The 26390-nt window shown below is 61.3% G+C and carries 25 protein-coding genes and 1 tRNA gene; 17 read left to right on the plus strand and 9 right to left on the minus strand.

Annotated features, from left to right (window positions below; all coding sequences use genetic code 11):
• Positions 1–5 precede the first annotated feature (5 nt).
• The 7 genes from tatB (at position 6) to AC244_RS03115 (ending at position 7023) form a co-directional block, all read left to right on the plus strand.
• Positions 6–683 carry a Sec-independent protein translocase protein TatB gene (tatB, locus tag AC244_RS03085; protein ID WP_053247324.1) on the plus strand — a complete coding sequence of 226 codons (678 nt, stop codon included), beginning with the start codon at positions 6–8 and terminating at the stop codon, positions 681–683.
• Positions 680–1522: a twin-arginine translocase subunit TatC gene (tatC, locus tag AC244_RS03090; RefSeq protein ID WP_053247325.1), complete on the plus strand. Its 843-nt coding sequence runs from the start codon at positions 680–682 to the stop codon at positions 1520–1522. Before tatB ends, tatC begins: the two co-directional genes overlap by 4 nt.
• 47 nt (positions 1523–1569) lie before the next feature.
• Entirely contained in the window at positions 1570–2853 is a 1284-nt protein-coding gene (serS, locus tag AC244_RS03095; protein WP_053247326.1) for a serine--tRNA ligase, read from the plus strand.
• Positions 2854–2869: 16 nt separating this feature from the next.
• A complete protein-coding gene (gene surE, locus AC244_RS03100; RefSeq protein WP_053247327.1) occupies positions 2870–3640 on the plus strand; it encodes a 5'/3'-nucleotidase SurE in 771 nt (256 codons plus the stop codon).
• Positions 3637–4290 (plus strand): protein-L-isoaspartate(D-aspartate) O-methyltransferase, encoded by a 654-nt coding sequence (locus AC244_RS03105; RefSeq protein WP_053247328.1) that lies wholly within the window; start codon positions 3637–3639, stop codon positions 4288–4290. The genes surE and AC244_RS03105 overlap by 4 nt, the downstream gene beginning before the upstream one ends.
• A gap of 380 nt (positions 4291–4670) precedes the next feature.
• Positions 4671–5315 carry a hypothetical protein gene (locus AC244_RS03110; protein ID WP_053247329.1) on the plus strand — a complete coding sequence of 215 codons (645 nt, stop codon included), beginning with the start codon at positions 4671–4673 and terminating at the stop codon, positions 5313–5315.
• A 151-nt stretch (positions 5316–5466) separates the two neighbouring features.
• On the plus strand, positions 5467–7023 hold the full coding sequence (locus AC244_RS03115; protein WP_053247330.1) for a LysM peptidoglycan-binding domain-containing M23 family metallopeptidase: 1557 nt from the start codon (positions 5467–5469) through the stop codon (positions 7021–7023).
• A gap of 7 nt (positions 7024–7030) precedes the next feature.
• Here the strand turns inward: AC244_RS03115 and AC244_RS03120 are convergent, their stop codons facing one another.
• The gene (locus AC244_RS03120; RefSeq protein WP_053247331.1) at positions 7031–7900 is read right to left on the minus strand and encodes an ATP-binding protein; all 870 of its coding nucleotides are present in this window, start codon (positions 7898–7900) and stop codon (positions 7031–7033) included.
• Positions 7901–8137: 237 nt separating this feature from the next.
• On the opposite strand from AC244_RS03120, the gene yajC reads away from it, so the two are divergent.
• The 5 genes from yajC (at position 8138) to AC244_RS03145 (ending at position 13006) form a co-directional block, all read left to right on the plus strand.
• Entirely contained in the window at positions 8138–8473 is a 336-nt protein-coding gene (gene yajC / locus AC244_RS03125) for a preprotein translocase subunit YajC (RefSeq protein WP_053247332.1), read from the plus strand.
• Between the two features lie 49 nt (positions 8474–8522).
• Positions 8523–11087, plus strand: coding sequence for a protein translocase subunit SecDF (secDF, locus tag AC244_RS03130; protein ID WP_053247333.1), 2565 nt, complete (start codon positions 8523–8525; stop codon positions 11085–11087).
• A 7-nt stretch (positions 11088–11094) separates the two neighbouring features.
• Positions 11095–11481 carry an Mth938-like domain-containing protein gene (locus AC244_RS03135; protein ID WP_053247334.1) on the plus strand — a complete coding sequence of 129 codons (387 nt, stop codon included), beginning with the start codon at positions 11095–11097 and terminating at the stop codon, positions 11479–11481.
• Positions 11482–11503: 22 nt separating this feature from the next.
• Positions 11504–12346, plus strand: coding sequence for a phytoene/squalene synthase family protein (locus AC244_RS03140; RefSeq protein ID WP_053247335.1), 843 nt, complete (start codon positions 11504–11506; stop codon positions 12344–12346).
• Positions 12347–12538: 192 nt separating this feature from the next.
• Entirely contained in the window at positions 12539–13006 is a 468-nt protein-coding gene (locus tag AC244_RS03145) for a hypothetical protein (RefSeq protein ID WP_053247336.1), read from the plus strand.
• 216 nt (positions 13007–13222) lie between these two features.
• On the opposite strand, the gene trmFO is transcribed toward AC244_RS03145, so the two are convergent.
• The 3 genes from trmFO to AC244_RS34955 all read right to left on the minus strand — a co-directional run bounded on the left by trmFO (position 13223) and on the right by AC244_RS34955 (position 15479).
• Positions 13223–14641, minus strand: a complete 1419-nt coding sequence (gene trmFO, locus AC244_RS03150) for a methylenetetrahydrofolate--tRNA-(uracil(54)-C(5))-methyltransferase (FADH(2)-oxidizing) TrmFO (RefSeq protein ID WP_053247337.1) — start codon at positions 14639–14641, stop codon at positions 13223–13225.
• Positions 14642–14750: 109 nt separating this feature from the next.
• Positions 14751–14894: a DUF1127 domain-containing protein gene (locus AC244_RS38810; protein WP_065781539.1), complete on the minus strand. Its 144-nt coding sequence runs from the start codon at positions 14892–14894 to the stop codon at positions 14751–14753.
• Between the two features lie 441 nt (positions 14895–15335).
• Positions 15336–15479 (minus strand): DUF1127 domain-containing protein, encoded by a 144-nt coding sequence (locus AC244_RS34955; RefSeq protein WP_082366713.1) that lies wholly within the window; start codon positions 15477–15479, stop codon positions 15336–15338.
• A gap of 935 nt (positions 15480–16414) precedes the next feature.
• Here AC244_RS34955 and AC244_RS03155 point away from each other — a divergent pair.
• The 4 genes from AC244_RS03155 (at position 16415) to tig (ending at position 20043) form a co-directional block, all read left to right on the plus strand.
• On the plus strand, positions 16415–17524 hold the full coding sequence (locus tag AC244_RS03155) for a DUF2157 domain-containing protein (protein ID WP_053247338.1): 1110 nt from the start codon (positions 16415–16417) through the stop codon (positions 17522–17524).
• On the plus strand, positions 17521–18114 hold the full coding sequence (locus tag AC244_RS03160) for a GDYXXLXY domain-containing protein (RefSeq protein WP_053247339.1): 594 nt from the start codon (positions 17521–17523) through the stop codon (positions 18112–18114). The genes AC244_RS03155 and AC244_RS03160 overlap by 4 nt, the downstream gene beginning before the upstream one ends.
• A gap of 186 nt (positions 18115–18300) precedes the next feature.
• Positions 18301–18385: transfer RNA gene (locus AC244_RS03165), tRNA-Leu, on the plus strand.
• Positions 18386–18564: 179 nt separating this feature from the next.
• The gene (gene tig, locus AC244_RS03170) at positions 18565–20043 is read left to right on the plus strand and encodes a trigger factor (protein WP_053247340.1); all 1479 of its coding nucleotides are present in this window, start codon (positions 18565–18567) and stop codon (positions 20041–20043) included.
• Positions 20044–20148: 105 nt separating this feature from the next.
• Here tig and AC244_RS03175 read toward each other — a convergent pair whose 3' ends face one another.
• Entirely contained in the window at positions 20149–20958 is an 810-nt protein-coding gene (locus tag AC244_RS03175; protein ID WP_053247660.1) for an endonuclease/exonuclease/phosphatase family protein, read from the minus strand.
• Positions 20959–21135: 177 nt separating this feature from the next.
• Complete coding sequence (gene sthA, locus AC244_RS03180) at positions 21136–22542, minus strand: Si-specific NAD(P)(+) transhydrogenase (protein ID WP_053247341.1); 1407 nt, start codon at positions 22540–22542, stop codon at positions 21136–21138.
• A 201-nt stretch (positions 22543–22743) separates the two neighbouring features.
• Between sthA and AC244_RS03185 the strand changes: the two genes are divergently transcribed.
• The gene (locus AC244_RS03185; protein WP_053247342.1) at positions 22744–23787 is read left to right on the plus strand and encodes a magnesium and cobalt transport protein CorA; all 1044 of its coding nucleotides are present in this window, start codon (positions 22744–22746) and stop codon (positions 23785–23787) included.
• 15 nt (positions 23788–23802) lie between these two features.
• Here the strand turns inward: AC244_RS03185 and radC are convergent, their stop codons facing one another.
• The 3 genes from radC to sfsA all read right to left on the minus strand — a co-directional run bounded on the left by radC (position 23803) and on the right by sfsA (position 26390).
• Complete coding sequence (radC, locus tag AC244_RS03190) at positions 23803–24594, minus strand: RadC family protein (RefSeq protein WP_053247343.1); 792 nt, start codon at positions 24592–24594, stop codon at positions 23803–23805.
• On the minus strand, positions 24591–25430 hold the full coding sequence (gene map, locus AC244_RS03195; protein ID WP_053247344.1) for a type I methionyl aminopeptidase: 840 nt from the start codon (positions 25428–25430) through the stop codon (positions 24591–24593). Before map ends, radC begins: the two co-directional genes overlap by 4 nt.
• 228 nt (positions 25431–25658) lie before the next feature.
• On the minus strand, positions 25659–26390 hold the full coding sequence (gene sfsA, locus AC244_RS03200) for a DNA/RNA nuclease SfsA (RefSeq protein ID WP_053247661.1): 732 nt from the start codon (positions 26388–26390) through the stop codon (positions 25659–25661).

A 26390-nucleotide genomic window follows, 5' to 3' on the forward strand; every position in this document is an offset into this window, starting at 1 on the left:
ATCGAATGCTTGATATCGGCTGGACCGAGCTAGTCGTCATTGCCATCGTACTGATCGTTGTTGTCGGACCGAAGGATTTACCGCCGATGTTGCGGGCCTTTGGCCGGATGACGTCGAAGCTGCGCGGCATGGCATCGGATTTCCGCCAGCAGTTCGACGAAGCGCTGCGCGAGGCCGATCTCGAAGATGTCCGCAAGACGATCAGCGACGCACAAAGCCTCAACCCGGCAAATGCGCTGCGCGATGCAATGACCCCGCTGCGCCAGACCGGCAACGAGATCAAATCCGATCTGCAGAAGGCGGCATCGCCGGACAAGGCCCCCGCAGTTGCGGCGGCAGAACCACCGGCATCCTCCTTAGAACCGGTTACCGCCGTGCCTACGGTCGACGCAAAGCCGGCCGACAGCGTTGCGGCCGCGGCGATCGGTTCCGCGAGCCGGCAGATGCAGCGAGCCGAAGCGCCTGAGCCTGCCGCAAAGCCGAAGCGGGCGACGAAGGCCAAGACCGACGCCACCGCCACGGCCAAGAAAGCCACAGCGCCTAAGGCAGCGGCCGGGACCACCGTGGCTGAGCCTGCAGTGGCCAAGCCTGCCGTGAAGAAGCCGGCGAAGGCGGCGGCCGAGCAGCCGAAAGAAAAGACCCAAAAGACACGCGCGGCGACGCGCCAGAAAGGTGACGCATGAGCGGCGATATCGAGGACCGGCCGCAGCCGCTGATCGAACATCTGATCGAGCTCAGGAAACGGCTGATGTGGGCCGTTGGCGCGTTCTTCATCGCCTTTCTCGTGTGTTTCTACTTTGCCAAGGGTCTCTTCAACCTGCTGGTGCTGCCCTTCAAGTGGGCGGTTAGCTGGGCCGGGATGGATCACCGCACTGTCGAGCTCATTTACACCGCGCCGCAGGAGTTCTTCTTCACCCAGATCAAGGTAGCGATGTTCGGTGCCCTGGTGATCGCCTTTCCGGTGATCGCATCGCAGGTCTACAAGTTCGTCGCTCCCGGCCTTTACAAGAACGAGCGTGCTGCATTCCTGCCGTTCCTGATTGCATCGCCGCTTTTGTTCCTGCTCGGTGGCGCGTTGGTCTATTTCTTCTTCACGCCGATGGTCATGTGGTTCTTCCTGGCAATGGAGCAGGGCGGTGGCGAAGGTCAGGTGGCGATCCAGCTTCTGCCCAAGGTGTCGGAATACCTAAGCCTGATCATGTCGCTGGTCTTTGCCTTCGGCCTCGTATTCCAGCTGCCGGTGATCACCACGCTTCTGGCGCGCGTCGGCTTCGTGAGCTCGCAGGGGCTGAAAGAGAAGCGCAAATACGCGATCGTGATCGCCTTCGTCGTCGCGGCTGTTTTGACGCCGCCGGACCCGGTCTCCCAGATCGGCCTTGCACTGCCAGCCATCCTTCTCTACGAAATTTCGATCTATACGGCGCGACTCGTCGAAAGACAGCGGGCAGCGGATGCACTCAAGCGTGAGGCCGCCCAGTCGCAGGAAGAAACTTCCGAAGAGGTTGGCCCCGCAAAGGGCTGAGCATTCGACGGTTCCGCGCCGTGACCTGAAAAACGCGTGGAACGACAATGCTTGATATCAAATGGATCCGTGACAATGCCGATGTGCTGGACGCCGCCCTGGCGAAGCGGGGCGCGGAACCATCGTCCGCGTCGCTGATCGCCATCGACGAACGTCGCCGTGCAATCCTTCAATCGCTGCAGGACATGCAGTCGCGCCGCAATACGGCGTCGAAGGATATCGGCGCGGCCATGGCCCAGAAGAACAACGAGCTTGCCGAAAAGCTGAAGGCCGAAGTTGCCGAGCTGAAGAACTCCATGCCGGCGCTCGAGGAAGAGAGCCGCCAGGTCGAGGTCGAACTGAACGACGCCCTGTCGCGCCTACCGAACATCCCGCTCGAAGATGTCCCGGTCGGTTCGGACGAGGCAGGCAACGTCGTCACGCGGGTGATCGGTGCCAAGCCAACCTGGAACCACCAGCCGCGCGAGCATTTCGAAATCGGCGAGGCGCTGGGCCTGATGGATTTCGAAGGCGCCGCACGTATTGCCGGATCCCGCTTCACCATCCTGAAGGGTCAACTGGCCCGGCTCGAACGGGCGCTCGGCCAGTTCATGCTCGACCTCCACACCCAGGAACACGGCTATACCGAAGTCCAGCCGCCACTGCTGGTGCGTGACGATGCGATGTATGGCACCGGGCAGCTGCCGAAATTTGCCGAAGACCTGTTTCGCACCACTGATGATCGCTGGCTGATTCCGACGGCCGAAGTTCCCCTGACCAATATCGTGCGCGAGCAGATCCTCGACGGCGAGAAGCTGCCGCTGCGCTTTACCGCGCTGACGCCGTCCTTCCGTTCGGAGGCTGGTTCTTCCGGGCGCGACACGCGCGGCATGCTGCGCCAGCACCAGTTCAACAAGGTCGAACTCGTTTCGATCACCGACGCCGAGACGTCCGTTGCCGAGCACGAGCGCATGACTGCCTGCGCCGAAGAGGTGCTGAAGCGTCTGGGCCTGCACTACCGCGTGATGACGCTCTGCACCGGCGACATGGGCTTCGGTGCCCGCAAGACCTACGATCTCGAGGTCTGGCTGCCGGGACAGGATACGTATCGCGAGATTTCGTCCTGCTCGGTCTGCGGCGATTTCCAGGCGCGGCGCATGAATGCGCGTTACCGCAACAAGGAAGACAAGGGGACAAGGTTCGTTCATTCGCTGAACGGTTCCGGCGTTGCCGTCGGCCGCGCCCTGATTGCCGTTATCGAAAACTATCTGAACGCCGACGGCTCGGTTTCGGTGCCGGACGTCCTGGTTCCCTACATGGGCGGCCAGAAGCGTATCGAAAAAGCTGCCTGACGGGAAAGAAGTCGCGATGCGGATCCTGCTGACAAACGACGATGGCATCCACGCCGAGGGCCTTGCAGTCCTTGAGCGGATCGCCAGGACGATTTCCGATGATGTCTGGGTGGTCGCGCCCGAGGCGGATCAGAGTGGTCTCGCCCATTCGCTGACGTTGTCGGAACCGCTGCGCCTGCGCCAGATCTCCGAGAAGCGTTTTGCGCTTAGGGGCACGCCGACGGATTGCGTCATCATGGCCGTCCGGAAGGTGATGGACCGCAAGCCGGATCTGGTCCTGTCGGGCGTCAATATCGGCGCGAACATGGCGGACGACGTCACCTATTCCGGCACTGTCGCCGGTGCGATGGAGGGAACGCTGCAGGGCATTCGCTCCATGGCCCTGAGCCAGGCCTACAGCCATGTCGTCGGTGAGGCCGTTGCCTGGGACGTGGTAGAGCGGCATGCGCCTGCGTTGATCCGCAGCTTGCTGGCGGTTGACCTGCCTGATGGTACGTTGCTCAACCTCAACTTCCCGAAATGTTCGGCCGACGCCGTCGCCGGCACCGAAGTGACCTCGCAAGGCAAGCTCGATTTCGGTCTGACGATCGACGAGCGTTCCGACGGTCGCGGGTTTCCCTACTTCTGGCTGCGCTTTGGCGAGCGGTTCGGTGATTTCCGCGCCGGTACCGATATCCACGCGCTGCGCGAAAACCGGATCTCGGTGACCCCGCTCAAGCTCGACCTGACCGACTACACCGTGCAGGACCGTCTGGCACAGGCCTTGAGCGAAGGGACCGTCGTTTGAGCGGACGTGTTTCGGAACAGGAAGGCTTCGCGGCGATGGTCCTTAGGCTTCGCGCCGAGGGCATCAGCAACCAGAGCCTGCTGAACGCGGTCGAGCAGACGCAACGCGGCCATTTCGCGCCGCCGCAGTTCCAGGCGGAAGCCTACTCGCAAAGGACGATCCCGCTCGAGTGCGGTTCGTTCATGGAAGGCTATGACTTTGCCGTGCGGCTGCTGCACTGCCTCAATCTCAAGTCCGGCCAGCGTATCCTCGAGGTGGGCACCGGCAGCGGCTTTACCGCCGCCGTCATGGGCCGCATCGCCGAGCGCGTGCTGACGATAGACCGCTACCAGACGCTCGTCGCTACCGCGCAGAAGAATCTGGAAAAATCAGGCGTTCGCAACGTCATTGTTCGGCACGCCGATGGCAGCGCCGGCGTGCCGGGCGAGGGCACGTTCGACCGCATTCTGATTACGGCTGCTTTCAACAGCCTGCCGCGCATGTTCTCCGACCACCTTGTCTCCGGCGGAACGCTGGTCGTTCCGATCATGATGAGCGAAACGCATTGTCGGGTGGTCCGTGTCAGCCGCACCGGTAGCCGCTTCGACCGCGAGGATCTGTTCGACGCGCCTTACCTTCCGATCGTTCCGCAATTGGCGTCTTACCTCTAAGCTTGCCATTCCAGTCTCCCTGGGACGGCACGTTGCGAAAGCTGGCCCATCCAGCCGCGCCACGCATCCAGCCTTTCACCCTGAACGCGGGCGTGGCCGAGACGCGTGCTGCAATGCCCGCGTTTCGACCGCGCAACCAGCCTGAGTGGCATGCAGCCCCTTTAACAGCGCAGCCCGAGATCATCTTCGTGGCCGAGTGAAGCTGGTGGGCGATTGCGCGCCAGGGTCAGTCATTGGTTAACAAAATCCTAACGCCTCCAGTTTCGCGCAAGCTTCGCGCCATACGCCTTCGGCTGCACGAAAGGTCTGGCCTTGCGAGTCGCTGAATTTCTATGCGGTTCGGAAAGGCAATCTGTTCGTACGGGCGACGGAGACGGCACATGCAGATCGCGAACAGGCTGACGACCGCGACATCAGGCGACGGACTAGGCAACCTTGCCGGTCGTGCGGCGGGGCAATCCGGCGCAAGCGGCAAGGATGAAAGTGCAGTGCAGGCGCTGCAGGCCACCTTTTTCGATCCGACGCCGCGGATTTCGCTTTCCGCCGATGCGCTGCTTTACCTCAGCCAGAACAGAAGATCTTCTGACGGACAGCCCGCTCTGACGCGCGACGAATGGAACAACCGCTTGTCGCCGCAGTTGGCGTTGCGGGAATACCAGGCTTTTGGAAAGTTCCTCGAGACCGGCGATCACGGCGCGTACTACAAGGGCTTCATCGAGTACTACGATGGCCTGCGATCGGAAGATCAGGATAGCCTGCGCTATTTCGGGACACGGGAAGCGGCTGTCGCCGGACTACGCTCGCTCGAATACGATCAGGCAAGCGGCCTGGAGGGCGAGGCGGCCTTCCAGACCCTGGTGAGCGTGCTCCTCGAGGAGGACAAGACCGCGCAATCGGAGGCGCCTGCAGCACCGGCGGGACGCCAGATCTTTGCCTGGGACCTGACGAGCATCAGCTATGAGGACGAACCGACCGAGCGGCGCGCCGTCTCGGAAATCGAACGCCTCTATTCCGAACTGATCTAGGTCCAGTCCCGGCTGACTACCGCGCCACGCGTCGCTCTATGGTTAGCATTCTGTCAAACTAGGCCTTTGGTGGTGCCGACCTTAACCGTGCGGTAACTCTAATACGCTTTAATCATCCCACATCGAGTTGCGTTCGGAGTGGGTAAGCGTCATGCGTCAGTTTGTATCTCCCAAGGTTGGAAAGTCCACGATCCGCCTGTGTGCAGCAGTTTTGTTGGCAGGTGTCGCCACAGGCTGCAGCTCCGACGCCAGCCGTTTCGACGGCTTGTTCTCGCGGTCGGACACGCTGACGACCAGCTCAATTCAAAGAAATACGACACCGGTGCCGCGCGGCGACGTCGCCAACGGCCAGATGGCTGTGGTTTCGCCGGCCGACACGCGCAACTCGGCGCTCGGTCAGCCCTATCCCACGGCAAACGGTGGCTACGACCCGGTCAATACGGCGTCTACACCGATGTCCAGCGCGCGCGCCGCCTCGACGCCGATGAACGTGCAGCGTTCAACGCTTGCAGATCCGACTGCCGTCTCCAGCCGCCCTGTTGATCCGCAGCCGTTCCCGGCGGCACGCCAGGTCGAGCAGGCCTCCGCTGCCACGCGCCAGGCCTTACCGGCGGCCGTCAACGAGACAGCGAGCAAGAGTGGCTGGACGACGCAGAACGCGCCTTCGATCATGGTTCGCCAGGGCGACAGCGTTGCCGTTCTCTCCAAGCGCTTCGGTGTTCCTGAAAAGGAAATCCTGAAGGCCAACGGATTGAAGACTGCCGGACAGGTCGAGCCCGGCCAGCGCCTCGTCATCCCGACCTTCGGTGTTGCGAGCAGCGCCGCGAAGGCTGCCGCCTCCAACACGATCACCGACCTGGATGGCAGCAAGCGTCAGCCGTCGCCCTTGCCGACCGATCAGCGCGATGTCGCGATCCTGCCGGGCCAGTCGCAGTCTCGCGAAAAGAGCGAAGGCAAAACGGATGTCGCCGCTGGCAAACTGGCCTCGACGGGCGAGGGCAGCGGTGGCGGTTCGTACACCGTCAAGCCGGGCGATTCCCTCAACCGTATCGCCAAGGCAACAGGTGTCTCGGTCGGCGCGCTCAAGCAGGCCAACGGCCTGACGGCAGAATCGATCCGCGTCGGCCAGACGCTGAAGCTGCCGGGCGCCGCAGGCGCCGCGACCGATCAGGTCAAGACCGCATCCGTTCCGAACAAGAAGGCCGAAGGTCAGGTGGCCTCGCTCGACAAGAACAAGCCCGCCGAGTACCAGCCTCCAGTCGCAAAGCAGAGCGTTACCGAGGTCGCCAGCAAGACGGCTGACGTTGACGAGGAATCGCCGAAGTCGACGGGCATCAGCAAGTATCGCTGGCCGGTTCGCGGTGCAGTCGTCGCCGGCTATGGCGCCAATGTCGATGGCAACCGCAACGACGGCATCAACATCTCCGTGCCCGAGGGTACGCCGATCAAGGCCGCCGAAAACGGTGTAGTCATCTATTCCGGCAGCAGCCTGAAGGAACTGGGCAACGCCGTCCTCATTCGTCACGACGACGGCACCGTCACGGTCTACGGCAATGCTTCCGAACTGAAGGTCCAGCGCGGCCAGAAGGTGCAGCGCGGCCAGACGCTCGCTGCATCCGGCATGACCGGCCGCGCAAGCCAGCCGCAGGTCCACTTCGAAGTGCGCAAGAACGCCAGCGCCGTGAACCCGGCAACCTTCCTGGAATAGGTTGGTATTAGTCGTCCAGCCGGTGGCGCAGGCGGCCGGCCAGATCCTGAATGAACTGCCAGGCGACGCGGCCGGACCTTGCTCCCCGCGTCGTCGACCATTCCAGCCCATCGGCGTGCAAGGCCTCCTTGTCGACAGCCAAGCCGTAATGAGCCGCATAGCCGTCGATCATCGCCAGATAGTCTTCCTGGCTGCATTTGTGGAAGCCGAGCCACAATCCGAAGCGATCCGAAAGCGACACTTTCTCCTCGACCGCCTCCGATGGATTGATGGCCGTCGACTGCTCGTTTTCCATCATGTGCCGCGGCAGGAGATGGCGTCGGTTCGATGTGGCATAGAGCAGCACGTTGGCCGGCCGCCCCTCGACGCCGCCGTCGAGCACGGCCTTGAGCGACTTATAGGACGTGTCATCGTGGTCAAAGGACAGGTCGTCACAAAAGACGATCACCGGCACGGGGGCCGATTTGAGTATTTCCATCAGCGCAGGCAGCGTCGCGATATCTTCGCGGTGAACCTCGACCAGCTTCATCGCGACACCCGTATCCCGTGCGATCTGCGCGTGAACGGATTTGACCAGCGAGGATTTTCCCATGCCGCGCGCGCCCCACAGAAGCACGTTGTTCGCCGGATAACCTTCGGCAAAGCGCAGCGTGTTGTCGACCAGGATGTCGCGCACGTGGTCGACGCCGGTGATCAGCGACAGTTCGATGCGGTTCGGCCTTTTGACCGGCTGCAGATGATGGCTTGCCGGCGCCCAGACGAAGCACTCTGCAGCGTCCCAATCGTTGGCGGCAGCAGCGGGGCCGGCGATGCGTTCGATCGCCGCGGAAAGCTTCTGCATTTCCTTGATGAGAACGTCGATCTTTTTTTCACCCATGTCCATCTCCGCTTGCTGAATCAGTCACTTGGCTCCGGTTTAACCGGGTAGCACGCAGGTTTGCGCTGGAAAAGGCCGAACCGGGCGGGACAGGGGGTTCTCCTCTTGCGCAATTTATGTCAGAGGCACTGGAACGGATACGGGTGCCGTCGCTTTGCATTGCGGCTGCGCGCCCTTATATTCCGGCCGATTTGGCGCGGAGGAACCGCCGCATATTTTGAACTCAAGGAGTGATCGATGTTCATTACCGAAGCTTTTGCGCAGACAGCCGGCGCCTCGTCGACCGGTGGCGCGGACATCCTTATGTCCATTCTGCCCTTCCTGCTGATCTTTGTTGTCATGTATTTCCTCATCATTCGCCCGCAGCGTGCGCAGATGAAGCGCCGCGAAGAGCTCTTGAAGAACATCCGTCGTGGTGACCAGGTCGTGACCGGCGGCGGCATCGTCGGCAAGGTGACGAAGGTCGTCGACGACAGCGAGCTGGAAGTCGAGATTGCGGAAGGCATCAAGATCCGCGTCATTCGCAGTGGCGTATCGGAAGTTCGCGTCAAGGGCGAACCCGTAAAGGAATAATCCAAGTCCAGCCACAACCGGGGCATCCGGGTCACGGAGCGTTTGAGGCATGTCCAATCTGAAGCCGTTGAAAAGCGCTCTTGTTTGGCTGGCAGTGCTTTTGGGTGTCGCGTTTGCGATGCCGAACTTCCTGACGAAGGAACGGGCGGATGCGCTGCCTTCGTGGTTGCCGCACCGTCAGGTGGCGTTAGGGCTCGACCTCCAGGGTGGCTCGCACTTCATGTTGCAGGCCTCGCGTGAGGATATCCTCGCCGAGCGGCTTGAGGCAGTGACAAATGATGTCGGCAAAGCGCTGCGCGATGCCGACATTGCCTATATCGGCCTGTCGGGCGAGGGGCAGCTGATCTCGCTGCGGGTTCGTGACCGGGCCAAGTTGCCGACCGCGCGCGCAGCGCTCGCGCCGCTGACGACGCCGGTTGAAACCGGTGGACTGGTCAACGACGAAGTGACCGAACTGGCCTTCGACAGCGCTGAGGAGGACGAACTTGTTCGTCTGCGCCTGAGCGACGACGGTATCGACTACCGGATGTCGCAGGCTCTGGGACAGGCGATGGACGTCGTTCGGGGCCGGATCGCCGAAGTTGGCGTGGCAGAGCCACTGATCCAGCGCCGTGGCGGTGATCGACTTATCGTTCAGGTGCCGGGTCTGGCGGATCCGCAGCGCCTGAAGGACCTGCTCAGCCAGCGTGCCCGCGTTTCCTTCCAGATGCTGAACACTGCCGTACCGGTGGAGCAGGCCATCAATGCGCAGCCGCCCGCCGGCAGCGAAGTGCTTTACTCCTTCGACGATCCGCCGGTCCCCTATCTCGTCGAGAAGACGCCGTTGCTGTCGGGGGAGGATTTCACTGGCGCGCAGCCGGAGATCGACGCGGCAAGCGCCGAGGCATCGGTCGCCATCAAGCTGACACCAGCGGCAACCGGCCGCGTCGCCGCGCTTCAGGCCAAGGGCGCCGACCAGAAAGTCGCGATCATTCTCGACGACCAGGTCGTTGCTACTCCGACGCTTGGCGCGGCTGTGAAGGGCGATACGGCTATCATCGCCGCCGATCTGCCCGAGGAGGGTGCCGGCGATCTCGCCGCTCTCGTCAGGACGGGACCGCTGCCGGCAACGTTGACAGTCGTTGAAGAGCGGACCGTGGGACCGGGCGTTGGCGATGATGCGATCGGTGACGGTCTCAAGGCCGGCTTCATCGCTGCCATTGCTGTCGCTGCATCAATGATCTTCTTCTACGGTGTCTTCGGTATCTTCGCCGTTGCCGCCCTGGCCGTGAATCTCATTTTGATCATTGCCGTGCTTTCGCTCACCGGCGCAACGCTGACATTGCCGGGCATTGCCGCAATCATTCTGACCATTGGCGTCGCCGTCGACTCCAATGTGTTGATCTACGAGCGCATCCGCGAGGAAGCGCGAGGCGGTCAACCACTGGTCCAGTCGGTCAACAAAGGCTTCGCACGCGCCTTCAGCAGCCTTTTTGATGCCAATCTGACGATGCTGATTGCCGGTGCGATCCTCTTCTACCTTGGCTCGGGTCCCGTGCGCGGCTTCGCGGTCACGCTTGCGATTGGCAGTGTCACGACCTTGTTCACCGCCTATACGGTCACCCGCAGGATCGCCAAGGCCTGGCTGCGTGGCTGGAAGGCTCAGCATCTGCCGAAGGGCATCCGCACGGGCCGCTTCAGCGATCTCGACATCCGCTTCATGGCGATCCGAAATCCGGTCTTCATCGTCATGGCGGCGCTGTCGGTCGCCTCCGTCGTGCTCCTGGCCAGTCTCGGTCTCAATTTGGGGGTCGACTTCAAGGGCGGCTCGATCATCGAACTCGAAGGCAAGGCCGGCAACGTCGATATCGCCGATCTGCGCGTGCGGCTCGATGAGTTGAACCTCGGCGAGGTTCAGGTACAGCATCTGGGTTCCGGCAACGATGTCCTCGTGCGCGTCCCGTCGCAGGAGGCAGGCGACAATGCCGAGCAGACCGCGATCGGCGTCATCCGCGCGGAACTCAGTGATGAATATGCGTTCAAGCGCGTCGAGGTCGTCGGTCCGGTGGTCTCGGGCGAATTGACGCGTGCGGGCACCATTGGCCTTGCCGTCTCCTTTGCTGCGATCCTGCTTTATGTGTGGCTGCGGTTCGAATGGCGCTTTGCACTCGGCGCCATTATCGCGACGCTGCACGATGTGCTGCTGACAATCGGCTTCCTTGTTGTAACCGGCATCGAGTTCAATCTCGGCAGCATCGCCGCCGTCCTGACCATTGTCGGTTATTCTCTCAACGATACCGTCGTGATCTATGACCGCATCCGCGAGAACCTCAGCCGCTACAAGAAGATGCCGCTGTCGGTATTGATCGACGCCTCCATCAACCAGACGCTGTCGCGCACGATCCTGACGGCGCTGACGACGGTGCTGGCGCTGGCGGCGCTCTACCTTTTCGGTGGCGGTCTTATCCGTTCTTTCAGCGTTACCCTCTTGTTTGGCGTCATCGTCGGTACGATCTCTTCGATCTATATCGCTGGTCCGATCCTCATTCTATTCCGCAAACGGACGGACCATTTCCAGGGCGGGGAGAATGCCTCCGGCCCAGGCGCCGGAGCGGCGCAAACGGCAAAGGGTTAAGTCTGAAATGGCCAGGGGTATCGAGATCCGCGAAGCGCATTTTCCGGGGCGTGCCCCGATCGACGCCTATGGCAATGGCGGCTTTCGGTTTGCCGACATGTCGCATCGCGGCTCCGTGCTGATGCTGCCCTCGGGCGTCTATGCATGGGACGTGGTCGAAGGGGATACGCTTGCGGTCGAAAAGTTCCAGCGGGTGCTGGACGAGGCGCGTGACATCGAGGTGCTGCTGGTCGGTACTGGCCGTGATAGCCGCCCCCTGCCGGCTGAGCTGAAGTCGGCCCTGCGTGCATTGAATATCTCGTCGGATCCGATGAGCACGGGGGCAGCCGTCAGAACCTACAACGTGATGCTGGCCGAATCGCGGGCCGTCGCGGTCGCGCTGATTGCCGTCTGATCGCGACCAGGGAAAGACTTGCGTGCAAGACCTCAACATCCAGATCCTGACAGACCTCAGGGACACTGACCGCGACCGTTATCTCGCCTGCCTGCTGGCGCCTGTAGCCAGCCAGCCGTCGCTCGCGCCACTCTATGCGTTCAACGCCGAACTCGCTCGCATTCGCGAACTCGTGCACGAGCCGATTCCGGGCGAAATCCGCATGCAATGGTGGCGCGAATTGCTGGAAAATGAAGAGGCGACCGGCGAGGGGCATCCGCTCGCGCGCACACTGCTCGAATGTATTCGTAAGCATCGGCTGCCCATCGCCGTGTTTCAGAACATGATCGATGCGCGGATCTTCGATCTCTACGATGATCCGATGGAAGATAGGGCGGCGTTCGAAGGTTACGCCGGAGAGACGGCATCGGCGCTGATCCAGCTGTCATCGCTCGTCCTCGATCCGCAGAACGCCGCAAAATCTGCCGAGGCTGCCGGTCACGCCGGCGTCGCCCAGACGGTGGCGGGCCTTCTCCTGCTCCTGCCGCAGCATTGCCGCCGCGGCCAGGTCTATCTTCCGGCCGATCTGCTGCGGGCAACCGGCCTCGACCGGGAAACGCTGCTCGCTGGAGAGGACCTGGAAGCGATCGGGCGGGCGATCCGGGCCTTTACCGGCTTCGGCCGCGACCATCTGGCCAAGGCACGCGCCCGGCTCGGCACGATCTCGTCCGACAATTTCGCAGCCTTCGTTCCGCTGGCACTCGTCGAGCCCATCTTCAATCGTGCGGATGCCGTCGGTGCGGAGCTGTTGCGCAATCCGATCAGGCCGGCGCAATGGCGGCGACAGTGGTGGATGTGGTGGGCGAGCAGGCGCAAGCGGTTCTAGTGCTTGGCGGTCGAACCTGCTTAGCATTTCGGACAACGGTCCCTATGAAAAGCTGAGGCGCTTCACTTGAACCCCTGCGCGGCGTCTTTTGGGGCCGCGGGTCTCGGCGGCCGGCTGGTCAAATTGGCGCAAGGCTCGCATCGTATACACACAGTCTATCGACTCAATGCCCACTGAGGGGGTGCCTGTCTGATGCTCTGGCTGCTTTTCATCATCGTCGTCATTCTCGCCGGCGCCTTCTATATGTGGATGAACGCACGGGCCGAGCGGGATTGGGATGATCCGGATGCCGGTTCGGCGATGGTCGAGTTTGGGCGTGCCTTTCCGGACGAAGCGATCCGTGCACTTCATTCGACCGCAGATCGGAAAGCGATTTTCCTGCGGCTGCATGACGGCAAGGCCGGTTTCATTCAATCGCACGGCACGCACTATGTCTGCCACGTCATTCAGCCGGGCAAGGTCCGGGTCAACAGTTCCGACAGCGGCCGTGGCCTGATCGTCCATTTCCCAGATTTTGCCTATCTCGACAACACCTTCGAGTTTCAGAACGCCAGCGAGGCGGCCGAGGTGTCTCTGTGGCTGCTGGGCAGTTTCAGCCCGAAGTCCGAATTCACTGCAGAGGAGACGGGCGCGCCGTCTTCAGCGCAGGCGAGCGAATAGGTCGCCCTTAGAGCATTTCCAGGAAAAGTGCGAAGCGGTTTTCCGTCAGGAAATGCGTGAAAACAAGAAGATTGAGCGTTTCCGCGACTCCGTCTAAACCGGAAACGCTCTAGTCGAGCCGATCGCGGCCGACCGTCATCTGATCAGCATAGGCTGCAAAGGCAGGGTCGCCGGCAAACCGGTGTGATTCCGGCTGGCCTGGCGCGTGTTTGGTTCTCAGGCCGTGCCGTTCAGCCAGGCGGCGCAATCGCCGAGCGCGCGGGCGGCCGTGGCCTGCTTCTTCGCTGCGGCCTTTTCCTTGCCGCGGAAGCGCTTTGCCCCTTCGGGCTTGGTGACGGCGCCCGGTTCCAGCGGCGGGAACAGGCCGAAGTTGACGTTCATCGGCTGGAACGAACGCTTGCCCGGCTCGTCGTCGGAAACGATGTGGCCGCCGGTGATGTGATTGAGCAGCGCGCCGAAGGCTGTCGTTGCCGGCGGCGCGACCAAAGGTTGACCTTTGCGCTCCGCTGCGGCGAACCTGCCGGCCAGCAAACCGATGCTTGCGCTCTCCACATAGCCCTCGCAACCGGTGATCTGGCCGGCAAAACGCAGGCCCGGCCTCGACTTGAGCGTCAGCGTTCCGTCGAGCAGGGTGGGAGAGTTGATATAGGTGTTGCGGTGCAGGCCGCCGAGGCGCGCGAATTCCGCATTCTCGAGGCCCGGTATCATCCGGAAGACTTCCGCCTGCGCGCCGTATTTCAGTTTCGTCTGGAAGCCGACCATGTTGTAGAGCGTGCCGAGCGCGTTGTCCTGGCGAAGCTGGACGACGGCATAGGCTTTCACGGTCGGATTGTGGGCGTTAGTCAGGCCCATCGGCTTCATGGGGCCGTAGCGAAGCGTCTCGCGTCCGCGCTCGGCCATCACCTCGATCGGCAGGCAGCCATCGAAATAGGGCGTGCCTTCCCACTCCTTGAAGCCGGTCTTGTCGCCGGCCACAAGCGCGTCGATGAAGGCGTTGTACTGCTCCTCGTTCATCGGGCAGTTGATATAGTCCTTGCCGGTGCCGCCGGGGCCGACCTTGTCGTAGCGCGACTGGTACCAGCAGATGTCCATGTCGATCGTCTCGGTGTAGACGATCGGCGCGATGGCGTCGAAGAAGGCAAGCGCGTCGGCGCCCGTTTCCTGGCGGATCGATTCGGCGAGGTCCGGCGCGGTCAGCGGGCCGGTTGCAATCACTGCAAGGTCCCATTCTTTCGGCGGCAGGCCGCGGATTTCTTCGCGAACCACGGATATTAGGGGATGGCCGGCGATCGCCGCGGTGACGGCGTCGGAGAAGCCGTCGCGGTCGACGGCAAGCGCGCCGCCGGCCGGAACCTGATTGGCATCGGCCGCCTTCATGATCAGCGAGCCCGCAAGACGCATTTCGGCGTGCTGCACGCCGACGGCGTTGCTTGTCGCGTCATCGGAGCGGAAGGAATTGGAACAGACGAGTTCGGCAAGGCCGTCCGTCTTGTGTGCATCGGTGCCGCGGACGCCGCGCATCTCGTGCAGCACGACCGGAACGCCGGCCTCGGCGATCTGCCAGGCAGCTTCCGAACCGGCAAGGCCGCCGCCGATGACATGAATGGGAGAGTGGGAAGAGGTGTCTTTGCTCATGGGCGGTTTCCTACCATGCTCGCCCCTTCGTTCCAACCGTCGTTGCTATCGGAACAAACGAAAACGGCGCCCGAAGGCGCCGTCTTGGAAGTCTGGCCGTTCGTTCCGATTAACGGAAGGAACGCGATGCAATGTTGCGGATATCGTAGCGGGTGATGCCGATATCATTCAGAGCGTGGTTCGACAGGTTGCCGAGCTCGCTGACGGTGCGGCGGTAGTTGATCCAGCTTTTTGCGATACGAATCGGGTTCATGACTTTTTCCTCAAGAGCGGTCTGTCGCGACAGCCATCTGTCTGCGTCGTTGAGGTTCTTATACGCTTGTCTAATTAGAAGGTGGAGTGCAAAGAAAATGCATCTGCTATGCATTTGTGCAGTGCATCGCCAAATTGCTGGGCAGCATTTGCGCCCGCTCGAAAATGCGCCATCACTTAAAGATTGATTAAAGTGCGGATGTGTCGCGTTAAGGATTTGTAATCGCGTCATTTTCCGCGTGGAAAACCGAAAGCGTTACCGGTGATTCCCGCTTAAATCCGAGCAAGATTGTTTGGCCGTGCACGGTTCCGGATCGGCGGCGCGCTTTCGCAGTTGCGAAAGCTTGTTGGCACGGTGTTTCGACAACGAAAAACGCCCCCCGGAATGAACCGGAGGGCGTTGGTAATGTCCGGCGCGCTGCGCGAAGCAGCGCTCCTGGAATTACTTGATGGCCTGACGCGCAACGTAGGAGATGTCGCCGCGGCCGATGCCGAGGTCGCTCAGCTCACGGTCGCTCATGCGGCCGAGTTCGTTGCAGGTCTGACGATACTTGCGCCAATTGTTGAAAGAGCGTGCGAGGTTCATGATCCTATCCTTTCTAGGGTCGTTTGCCAGCGCTTATCTCTCTGCTGGCCGTCATCTGATGTCCCGAAATATAATCGATTTGGGCGGAATTTACAGAGATAATGCTGCATCGCACCCATGCAACTCTTGCAAGCCTCATTGTGGCGGCACTCCGGCGGCAGGTGCTGTTTGCGCCGTCGGATGGTGAAAGCGCTGTCGGAGACTGCGGAGCGGAATGGTTGGCTTGAATCAAACAACGCCCGCTGGGGGAGGAGATCCAGCGAGCGTCGTTTTGTTCTGATCGGCAACTGGGAGGAGGAGTGCTGCCGATCCAAATCGAGGGGCGCTGGGAGGAGGAGTGCGCCGCCCCGATCGATGAGTTGAAGGTAGTCCAAGCTGCCGGGTTTGGGTAGATCGAATGCTTCATGGCACCTATGCGCGTGCCGCATGGCTCCGCACAATGGCGGCCAAAATCTGCACAAACATTGTGCAAGCGCTTCGATCAAGCAGAATAAATGAAATGGGGAGGCTGAAAAGAATAACGCCCGCTGGGGGAGGAGGTCCAGCGAGCGCCATTGAAGGTGATTGGCAACTGGGAGGAGGAGTGTTGCCAATCGTATCGGAGGGGCGCTGGGAGGAGGAGTGCGCCGCTCCGAATTCCATCGAGCTTTCGCCCGGGTCTTTCCCGCACTTCGGGGCGGCTGACCATCGCCGCTGACGTCCGCTTGGCTGTTTGCCTTCGTTCGCCTTTGATGACTTGAATATAGGGTCTTTAAATCGATTTGTGCAGTGCAATATCCGCATGGAAGATATGCGCATTGCGCAAGCCGGCAGATCCTGGCGAACTCACCCGTGATGCGAGCGATCGAATGGTTGTGTTCGCCCGCCATTGCATGATTAGGTGGATATCTCGGGTTTTGCCTTCAAGGGGCAGCCCGTCGCAGGAGTGGAGCAACATGTATCGCGGGCGTCTCGAAAGGGATTTCAAGCATTGGGTTGGCATGGGGCTTTTGCCGGAGGCGTCCGCGCGACAGATGCTTGCGGAGTATGATGGTCGCGAGTCCACCTTTCGGGCCGGCCGTGTTCTGCTGGTGCTTGCTGCCCTGCTGCTGTCGGCCTCAATCCTGCTGCTCGTGGCGGCCAACTGGGAAGCACTGCCACGTCTTGCACGCCTGATCGGCATTGTCGGCTTGATCTGGGGCTTTCATCTTGCCGGTGCGTTACTTCTGCGGCGGGGCAATGGTGGCTTGGCCGCGGCGGCGCTGGTGCTGGCGACGATGTCGTTCGGTGCAGGCATCGCGCTTGTCGGGCAGATGTACCATCTCTCAGGGGAGGCCGCCGATGCGATCCTGCTCTGGATTGCCGGAGCCTGCGTGACGGCGCTTGCATTCCGATCAGCCGCCGCCACGACGGTTTGTGGCGGGTTGGCCTGGGCCTATTTCCTGACGTTGCTTTCCGAGGGCGACCTTGGCGATATCGTCCAGTGGCAGACCTGGCTTGTCCCGGCGCTCGCCGTCGTCGTCGTCGTCTTGGTGCGCGTGACCGATGCAGGGCGCGCACGCCACCTGGCCTATCTCCTGGTTATGGCGTGGCTGGTGTGGCTCTATATCGAGAACCCGTCCTTGGCTTTTGCCGGCGCGCTGGCAGGCGGCGGCATTATCGCATTCCTCGCGGCAGCCGTGCCGGGTTCGCCGCTTCGCCCCATGGCGCTTGAGGCGGGCTCCGCGCCTGCATTTTATTCCTTCGCTTTGGCGCTCATCGGTTTCGCGGTGTTGCAGTTCGAAGCAGACGGTTTGACCGGTCAAGTGGCGGCCGGTGCGGCTGTGCTCATCGTCGCCCTACTCGGGATCGCGCTTGCCGGCGCGCAGAACGGCGCAGTGCGCTACCTCGGTTATGCGGCCTTTGCCGGCGAACTTCTTTATCTCGCGTTCGAGACGCTTGGCTCCATGCTCGGAACGTCGGGCTTCTTCCTGATTTCCGGGTTGCTCGTTGCGGCGATCGCCTGGTTGGTCATCCGGATAGAAGGGCGCTTGATGCGGACGCGACGCAAGGAGGTTTCGCCATGACCGGTATCGCACCAAAGAGAGGCTGGTTGCCGCCGCTCGTCGCTGCGCTGATTGCGGCCGTCCTCCAGACTGCAGCACTTGGTTATATGGTCGAAAGCCGGGCATCGATCCTGCGCAATGGCAAGGAAGTCCTGCTGAAGACCGTGCCGGTCGACCCGAGAGATCTGCTGCGCGGCGACTATGTCATCCTGAGCTATGACATTTCCTGGCTGCCGCCGGCGCTTTTCAAGGGCGGATTGCCGACGGCGCCGGCAGAGACGGCGGTCTTCGTGCGTCTCGCCAAACAGCCCGACGGTTTCTGGGCGGCGGCGGAAGCATCCTTCAAGCCGCTTGCGCCGGTCGACGACAGCGTCGTTCTTCAATCGCAACCGTTCACCTACTACCCTTCGTCGAGCGAAAACCCGTCGTCGATCAATGTCGACTACGGCATCGAGCGATTCTATGTTCCGGAGGGCGAAGGCCGGGTGCTGGAGCAAGCGCGCAATGCCGAGGCGCTTTCGGTCAGCGTTCGCATCAATGATGCCGGGCGGGCGCAGATCAGGCAGATCGCCGTCGAGGGCACGCCGGTCTACGAGGAGCCGCTTTATTGACCGCATGCTGCGGGATCAAATCGATCTGTCGTGGGTAACCGCATTTTCCCTTTGATCCCGCGAAAACGAGTGATATAGAGACGCCGCGCTCGGGAAAGCCCTGAACCTCAGCATGCCCATTCTATCTGCGGTATTTCCGTTGGTTGGTCTTGCGGGAATACGATCAGGCGGTGCGATTGTCTGAACGCGGGTATGGTGAAATTGGTAGACACGCCAGATTTAGGTTCTGGTGCCGCAAGGCGTGGGAGTTCAAGTCTCTCTACCCGCACCAAGATAAGCATCGCGCCAAAAGTCCGGATTCTGCTATGATGAAGGGGGCTGGAGTGCCATTTTGCTTGCAAAACGGTTACGGAACTGCGTAAAGCCACTCCCGGCAAATGGATCGGCTCACGTGCTCGCCAGACCTTTTCAAGGGGAAGAGCACAGTCAACGTGAAATGAAGGTTTGAACATGCAGGTTATCGAAACGCTCGCTCAAGGGCTGAAGCGCGAACTCAAGGTCGTTATCCCGGCCAAGGACATGGAAGCTCGTATGAACGAGCGTCTGGCCGAAGTGAAAGACCGTGTGAAAATCAACGGCTTCCGGCCGGGCAAGGTGCCGTTCGCGCATCTGAAGAAGGTCTACGGCAAGTCGATCATGGCAGATCTCGTCAACGAGATCGTCCGTGAAAAGCCGACCGAGATCCTGTCGGGCCGCGGCGAGAAGTCGGCGACCCAGCCGGAAATCGCGATGACCGAGGACGAGTCCGAAGCCGACAAGATCCTCAACGCTCAGGCTGACCTCGAATTCACCGTCGCTTACGAAATCATCCCGGCGATCGAACTCAAGGACGTCAGCGGCATCAAGGTGACGCGCGAAGTCGTCGAGATCGCTGAAGACGAAGTCAACGAGCAGATCCTGCGTATCGCTGAAAGCGCACGCACCTACGAATCGAAGAAGGGCAAGGCCGCCAACGGCGACCGCGTCACTATCGACTACCTCGGCAAGGTTGACGGCGAAGCCTTCGACGGCGGCAAGGACGAAGACGCAGAACTCGTTCTCGGCTCCAACCGCTTCATCCCGGGCTTCGAAGAGCAACTCGTCGGCGTCAAGGCTGGCGACGAGAAGACCATCACCGTGACGTTCCCGGCCGATTACCCGGCAGCGAACCTCGCTGGCAAGGAAGCCACCTTCGACATCACCGTCAAGGACGTTGCTTCGGCCCAGGACATCGAAATCAACGACGAACTGGCCACCAAGCTCGGTCTCGAATCGGCTGACAAGCTGAAGGAAATCGTTCGCGGCCAAATCGAGAGCCAGTATGGTTCGCTGACCCGCCAGAAGGTGAAGCGTCAGATCCTCGACCAGCTCGACGAACTCTACCAGTTCGACACGCCGGAGCGCCTCGTCGAAGCCGAATTCGAAAACATCTGGCGCCAGATCAACACCGACCTGCAGCAGGCTGGCAAGACCTTCGCAGACGAAGAAACCACCGAAGAAGAAGCCCGCGCCGAATACCGCAAGCTCGCTGAGCGCCGCGTTCGTCTCGGCCTCGTTCTCTCGGAAATCGGCGAAAAGGCCGGCGTTCAAGTCAGCGACGACGAACTGCAGCGTTCGCTCTTCGAACAGCTCCGCCAGTTCCCGGGCCAGGAAAAGCAGATCCTCGACTACTTCAAGAACACCCCCGGTGCCGCCGCTTCGCTGCGTGCTCCGCTGTTCGAAGAAAAGGTCGTCGATCACCTGCTCTCCGAAATCTCGGTAACCGACAAGACGGTTTCCAAGGAAGAGCTGACGGCTGACGACGAAGAAACCGAAGGCAAGGCTGCCAAGAAGGCTCCGGCCAAGAAGAAGGCCGCTGCCAAGGCTGACGCCGCTGAAGGCGAAGAAGCTGCTGCTCCGAAGAAGAAGGCTCCGGCCAAGAAGAAGGCTGCTGACGACAGCGCCGAGTAATCACTTCTTCGATTGCTTAGAGATTGAGGCCCTGCCGTTTACGGCAGGGCCTTTTCCGTTGTGCAGATGTTTGGGTGCAGCGGGTGCGAAGAGGTGGAGCTTGGCCTATCGCAGATCCAGCAGCAACGCACGATGATCCGAGACTTCCGGCTGTTCGACGACGTCAAAGCGAACGACGTCGACATCCGGCGTGGCGAGCATGTAGTCGGCGAAACGCCCTGATTTGCCGTAGTGCGACGTGCGGGTATCGGTGTGGCCGCGGCCGGTGACGAGATCGGACAGGCCGAGATTGCCGAGTGCTGCAAAGGTTGCGCTCTCCGGCAGGACATTGAAATCGCCGCAGACGATCAGCCGTTCGTTTCCGGGCCAAACGCGGCCGACAAGTTGCATGAAAGCATCCGCCTGCGCCTGCCGTTCCGGCGTGTCGCCCTTGCCATTGGTATCCCGTAAGCCGTGCATCTGCGCGATGGTTATTGAAAAGCCGTCCTCATAGCTGAAGAGGCGGATGCAATGAGCATTTCGAGCGCGCGGGTGCTCGCCCCAACCGTCAGGCGAAAACCGTCCATGGACGAAATCCAGCGCCTGGCCGATGACGGGAAGGGATTTGCGCACGAATGTCGCCAATCCGAATTCGGAGTGGACCATGCGATCACCATCGGAAAGCTCGCCTCTCGCCGTCGGGCAGAAATAGCCGTCGTGTTCCGGCAGGGCTGCGCGGATTTCGTCGAAAAGATTGGCACGCTGCGGCAGCTCGACATCGCGATCGCGGTAGACCAGCCAGTCGGACGTCGTCTCCGGAGAACGCACGACCTCCTGCAGACACAGGACGTCTGCGTCGACTTCAATGAGATACCGCATCAGCGGTGCGTGCAGCTTGCCGCCCCAGGCATTCAGGGAGAGGATGCGTAATGCCATGTTCAAACGCTCGCCAAAGCATGCCGCCCGAAAATGCGCTGCGCATTCGGCCGACATGCGTGAACAACAGGACCCCGAGCCCATCGTTTCAAGGGATGGGTTCAGGATGTCAGGGCGTTGAGGCTATCTGATTCGAGGCGGTTTGTTCGAGGCCCGCTTGACCGCCCCGCGGCGTCTCTACGCTGTCGGCTTGATCTCGCCCATGCGGTTCCAGGCGTCGAGACCGGCGATCTTGTAGGCTTCGGCAAGCGTCGGATAATTGAAGGTGTTTTCGACGAAGTACTCGACGGTGCCTTTGAGATTGAGCACGGCCTGGCCGATGTGAACCAGCTCCGTTGCGCCTTCGCCGATGATGTGCACGCCAAGCAGGCGGCGCGTCTTCAACGAGAAGATCATCTTCAACAGCCCGGAATCGAGGCCCATGATGTGGCCGCGCGAGGTCTCGCGGAAGCGTGCCATGCCGCATTCATAGGGAATGCCGCGATCCTTGACCTCTTCTTCCGAAAGCCCGCAGGTAGAGATTTCCGGCACCGCGTAGATGCCGTAGGGGAAATACTTCTGTGGTTCCATGGCGATCGCACCAACGGCAACACGAGCCGCGATGCGACCCTGTTCCATCGACGTCGAGGCAAGGCTCGGAAAACCAACCACGTCACCAGCGGCATAGATGTTTGGCACGGAAGTCTGGAAGGTTTCGGGATTTACCTTGAGGCGGCCGCGGCTGTCGGCTTCGAGCCCGGCAGCGGGCAGGTTGAGCGTATCGGTTGCGCCCATGCGGCCCGCGGCAAAGAGCACCATGTCGGTTGTGATCTTGCGACCGTTGTCGAGTGTCAGCAGCACCTTACCATCATCGAGCCGCTCGACCTTTTCAGCCTTCTGCCCGAGATGAAGCTTCATGTTGCGGTCGCGCAATTGGTAGGTGAAGTCCTCGATGATCTCCTTGTCGATGAAGTCGAGCATCGTCGTCTTCGGATCGATCACCGTCACATGCGTGTCGAGCGCGCTGAAGATCGTCGCATATTCGATGCCGACGACGCCGGCGCCGATCACCACGAGCGAGCGCGGCAGCTCCGCGATATCGAGCAATTCGTCGCTGTCGAGTACGGTCTTGCCGTCGAACGGCATGTAGTCCGGGCGGAAGGGCTTGGTGCCGACGGCAAGCATGATGCTGGTGCCTGAAACCAGCAAGGTCTCGCCGTCGTCTTTGACGACTTCGAGCGTGATCGGATCGACGAAGCTCGCCTTACCGCGCATTTGCTGCACGCGGTTGCGGGCGAACTGGTGTTCGAGAACTTCAACCTCGTGATTGAGGGTGATGATCAGTCGCTGCCGCAGATCGTCGGCGCTGATCTCCTGCTTGACGCGATAGGCCCGGCCGTAAAAGCCGCGCTCGCGCCAGCCGGAAAGATTGAGTGCCGTTTCCCTCAGCGTTTTTGAAGGAATGGTGCCGGTGTGCACGGAAACGCCGCCGACGCGTTTGCCCTGTTCGATGACGAGAACCCTCTTGCCGAGCTTGGCGGCCTGGATGGCGCCCCGGCGGCCGGCGGGTCCGCTTCCGACGACGATGAGATCGAACTGGTTCATGGGCATTTCCGTAAAAAAGAAGAATCGTTGTGCGCTGCGAAAAGTCTCGCTCGCATGCGTCTATATCGTCAATCGCACAGTTTGATGAAGTGGTTTTCGTGTTTGAAACCTGTTGGATGCGAATATGAGGAAATACGCGTATGCTCGATAGCCCAATGGCATGCCGGTCCATCGAATTCATGCGGGCATGGGAGGTGTTCTATGGCGCTGGACCTGACGAATGAAGCATCCTCGGGCAAGTCGCACGCGACGGAAGCGCCGCATGCGGAAGACCGCCAGGGCGTGATCGCCGCTGCGGTCTACGAAAACGGCGTGCGTATCCAGGACATTCACGTGGAAGATGCGGGCAAATGGCGAAGCCGCCCGAACGCCGTCATCTGGATCGGTCTCCATGAACCGGATGCTGCGCTCCTTCGGCAAGTGCAGCGCGAGTTCGATCTGCATGATCTGGCGATCGAGGACGCCTGCAAGGCGCATCAACGCCCAAAACTGGAGATTTACGGCGATTCGATCTTCGTCGTCGCCCGCACCGCCCACATGGTTGGTGAAGAAATCGCCTTCGGTGAGACGCATCTCTTCGTCGGCCGCGGCTATGTCGTCTCCGTCCGCCATGGCGCCTCGACGTCCTACATGGCCGTGCGGCAGCGATGCGAGGCGTCGCCGGCGGCCCTTGCCCATGGCGAGAACTACATTCTCTATTCGATCCTCGATTTCATCGTCGACAACTACATGCCGGTGATCGAGGCGATTCACGAGGAGGTCGAACGGCTTGAGGATCGCCTGCTTCGCCAGCGCCTGGAGAAGGCCGATATCGAACGGCTCTATCTGCTCCGGCGCAACCTGCTCCGGCTTCGCAATGCGGCGGTGCCGCTGGTCGACGTGTGCAGGCGGCACGAACATATCGATTTGCCCGGCATGGAAGCGGCATTGCAGCCGCTGTTTCGTGATGTGACCGACCATGTCCGCCGCGTGCAGGAAGATATCGATGCACTGAGGGAGGTTTTGGCTTTCACCTTCGAGGCGAGCTTGATGATCGGCCAGTCGGAGCAGACCGAGATTTCGCGCAAACTTGCCTCCTGGGCGGCCATTCTTGCCGTGCCGACGGCAATTGCGGGTATCTACGGGATGAACTTCGACGAGATGCCGGAGCTCAAGTTCCGCTACGGCTATTTTGTCGTGCTCGCCTTCATCATCGGACTCTGCCTGACACTGTACCGCTTCTTCCGCCGCGCCAGATGGCTTTGAGCGCCGGTGCCGCCGCTAGAACAGGCGCAGCCCTTTCAGGCTCACATGGCCGTCCTTGCCGATGATGATGTGATCGTGCACGGCGATGCCGAGCGGCTTTGCCGTTTCGACGATCAGCTTGGTCATATCGATATCCGCCCGCGATGGCGTTGGGTCGCCGGAGGGATGGTTATGCGCAAGGATGATCGCGGTCGCCGACAGTTCGAGCGCGCGCTTGACGACCTCGCGCGGATAGACCGGCGTATGATCGATCGTGCCTGTCTGCTGAACCTCGTCCGCAATCAGTGCATTCCGCTTGTCGAGGAACAGGATGCGGAATTGCTCCTTGGTCTCGTAAGCCATCGCCGCGTGACAATATTCGATCACCGCCGACCAGGACGAGAGGATGTGCTTCTTGCGCAGGTCGCTCTTCAGCGTCCGGTGGCCGATGGTGGCGACGAGCTTCAGATCGAGCGCGACCGATTCGCCGACACCCTTGACCTCCTGCAGCAGTGCGAGCGGTGCCCCGAACACGCCGGCAAGCGTCCCGAAGCGCGTTAGCAGTGCCTTTGCGATCGGCTTGGTATCTCTGCGCGGGATGAGCCGAAACAGCAGCATTTCGAGGATTTCGTAGTCGGCAAGCGCGGCATCGCCATGCTCGCGGTATCGGGTGCGAAGCCGATCGCGGTGACCGAGGTAATGCGCCTCGGTGGCAGCGGCAGCCGTGTCTGGACCATGCGTGTCCTGCGGCAGCAGATCTGCGAAAAACGACCGCTCGTCCGCCGGCTGCGTCGCATCGCCCGCGGATGAACGGGAGTTTTTCTTCATGCGGCGCCCATGGCGGTCATGTCAGGCTTGAAGAGACCGGCCGGCGAGAGCGTGAAGATCTCGCAGCCGTCGGCGGTGACGCCGACCGTATGTTCGTACTGCGCCGACAAAGAGCGGTCGCGGGTGACCGCCGTCCAGCCATCCGCCAGCACCTTCACGTGCGGGCGGCCGAGATTGATCATCGGCTCGATCGTGAAGATCATCCCTTCGCGCAACTCCGGCCCCTCGTTGGCGCGGCCGTAATGCAGGATGTTGGGAGCGTCGTGGAAAAGCCGGCCGACGCCGTGTCCGCAGAAGTCGCGCACGACCGAGCACCGTTCGGCTTCGGCATAGGCCTGGATCGCCTCGCCGATTGCGCCTGTGCGGGCGCCGGGGCGGACGGCGGCAATGCCGCGCATCAGGCATTCATGCGTCACATCGAGAAGCCGCTCGGCGGCGCGCTTGATCTCGCCGACCGGATACATGCGGCTGGAATCGCCGTGCCAGCCATCGATGACGTAGGTGACATCGATGTTGACGATATCGCCGTCGCGAAGCGGCTTGTCGTTCGGAATGCCATGACAGACCACATGGTTGATCGAGGTGCAGGATGACTTGGTATAGCCGCGGTAATTCAGCGTCGCCGGCAAGGCGCCGTTGTCCATGCCGAATTCGAAGACGAAACGATCGATCTCCTCGGTCGTCACCCCCGGTCGGACCCGCGACACCAACTCGTCGAGGCAGCGCGCCGTCACCTGACAGGCCTTGCGCATGCCTTCGAACCCTTCCGGTCCGTAGAGGCGGATGACGCCGGTGTTCTTGTAGGGCGCAGACCCTGCCTCGATGTAAGTCACCATTCCAGAACTTTCAGTTGTTTCCTGTCGAATTTCATAATGCAGCAGGGGCGGCCTCGTCCACTGCCGCGCGCCACGAGGCACTGATATAGGTCGCAGCGCACAGCATTTCGCCGCCTCGCTGTCCGCTGAACAGATCGGCAAGCCTAACGCGGATCAATGCCTGCGCCTATCCGTAGAATGTTGCAGGTCGCGGCGGATCGGCGGTGCAGCGTGGGCAAACGCGATGGCTCAGGCCAAGGTCCGAAGAGGGCTGCCAGCAGCCTCAGCGACGGAGATCAATCCGATGGGTGCGATCTCGGTCGGTGATACCAGGCATTTCACCGCATAGGCTTCGACACCGCGGGCCATGGCGCGATCGAAGGCAGCGGCATAAATAGGGTCGTAGTCGCGGCAGATCTTCAATTGATCACAATCGCTGCGCTGCACGAGGTAGACCATGATCGCTCGATGACCGGCTTCGACCATGTCGCCCAGTTCTTCGAGGTGTTTGGCGCCGCGTGCGGTCGGGCTGTCGGGAAACTCGGCAACGGCGCGGGCTCGGCTGAAATGCACGTTCTTCACTTCGACGTAGGCAAGCCCGCGGGCCGGGTCGCTGAGCAGGATATCAATGCGCGAATTGCGCCCGTATTTCTGTTCGCGCGAAAGCGTCTCATAGCTATGGAGATCGGAAACCAGCCCAAGACGAATGGCTTCTTCCGCCAGGCGGTTGGGCAGGCCGGTGTTGATACCGACGAGTGTGTTGTCCGCCTCAACGATCTCAAGCATCTGTCGGTACTTGCGTGTCGGGCTGTCATGTTCCGACATCCAGATACGCGAGCCAGGAGTCGTCAGTCCTCGCATCGACCCGGTGTTGGGGCAGGAGCCGGTCAACGCCCTGCCGTCCGTAAGGGTGGCATCGAAGAGAAAGCGCTTGTAGCGCTGGACGAGCGTGGCGGGCACGAGGGGCCGGTCGAAGATCAC

The sequence above is a fragment of the Ensifer adhaerens genome (assembly GCF_001270265.1).
Taxonomy (GTDB): Bacteria; Pseudomonadota; Alphaproteobacteria; order Rhizobiales; family Rhizobiaceae; genus Ensifer; species Ensifer adhaerens_B.

Coding starts and splice junctions, on each gene's coding strand:
- tatB (WP_053247324.1), top strand. CDS start 6: ATGCTTGATATCGGCTGGACCGAGCTAGTCGTCATTGCCATCGTACTG.
- tatC (WP_053247325.1), top strand. CDS start 680: ATGAGCGGCGATATCGAGGACCGGCCGCAGCCGCTGATCGAACATCTG.
- serS (WP_053247326.1), top strand. CDS start 1,570: ATGCTTGATATCAAATGGATCCGTGACAATGCCGATGTGCTGGACGCC.
- surE (WP_053247327.1), top strand. CDS start 2,870: ATGCGGATCCTGCTGACAAACGACGATGGCATCCACGCCGAGGGCCTT.
- AC244_RS03110 (WP_053247329.1), top strand. CDS start 4,671: ATGCAGATCGCGAACAGGCTGACGACCGCGACATCAGGCGACGGACTA.
- AC244_RS03115 (WP_053247330.1), top strand. CDS start 5,467: ATGCGTCAGTTTGTATCTCCCAAGGTTGGAAAGTCCACGATCCGCCTG.
- AC244_RS03120 (WP_053247331.1), bottom strand. CDS start 7,900: ATGGGTGAAAAAAAGATCGACGTTCTCATCAAGGAAATGCAGAAGCTT.
- yajC (WP_053247332.1), top strand. CDS start 8,138: ATGTTCATTACCGAAGCTTTTGCGCAGACAGCCGGCGCCTCGTCGACC.
- secDF (WP_053247333.1), top strand. CDS start 8,523: ATGTCCAATCTGAAGCCGTTGAAAAGCGCTCTTGTTTGGCTGGCAGTG.
- AC244_RS03135 (WP_053247334.1), top strand. CDS start 11,095: ATGGCCAGGGGTATCGAGATCCGCGAAGCGCATTTTCCGGGGCGTGCC.
- AC244_RS03145 (WP_053247336.1), top strand. CDS start 12,539: ATGCTCTGGCTGCTTTTCATCATCGTCGTCATTCTCGCCGGCGCCTTC.
- trmFO (WP_053247337.1), bottom strand. CDS start 14,641: ATGAGCAAAGACACCTCTTCCCACTCTCCCATTCATGTCATCGGCGGC.
- AC244_RS38810 (WP_065781539.1), bottom strand. CDS start 14,894: ATGAACCCGATTCGTATCGCAAAAAGCTGGATCAACTACCGCCGCACC.
- AC244_RS34955 (WP_082366713.1), bottom strand. CDS start 15,479: ATGAACCTCGCACGCTCTTTCAACAATTGGCGCAAGTATCGTCAGACC.
- AC244_RS03155 (WP_053247338.1), top strand. CDS start 16,415: ATGTATCGCGGGCGTCTCGAAAGGGATTTCAAGCATTGGGTTGGCATG.
- AC244_RS03160 (WP_053247339.1), top strand. CDS start 17,521: ATGACCGGTATCGCACCAAAGAGAGGCTGGTTGCCGCCGCTCGTCGCT.
- tig (WP_053247340.1), top strand. CDS start 18,565: ATGCAGGTTATCGAAACGCTCGCTCAAGGGCTGAAGCGCGAACTCAAG.
- AC244_RS03175 (WP_053247660.1), bottom strand. CDS start 20,958: ATGGCATTACGCATCCTCTCCCTGAATGCCTGGGGCGGCAAGCTGCAC.
- sthA (WP_053247341.1), bottom strand. CDS start 22,542: ATGAACCAGTTCGATCTCATCGTCGTCGGAAGCGGACCCGCCGGCCGC.
- AC244_RS03185 (WP_053247342.1), top strand. CDS start 22,744: ATGGCGCTGGACCTGACGAATGAAGCATCCTCGGGCAAGTCGCACGCG.
- radC (WP_053247343.1), bottom strand. CDS start 24,594: ATGAAGAAAAACTCCCGTTCATCCGCGGGCGATGCGACGCAGCCGGCG.
- map (WP_053247344.1), bottom strand. CDS start 25,430: ATGGTGACTTACATCGAGGCAGGGTCTGCGCCCTACAAGAACACCGGC.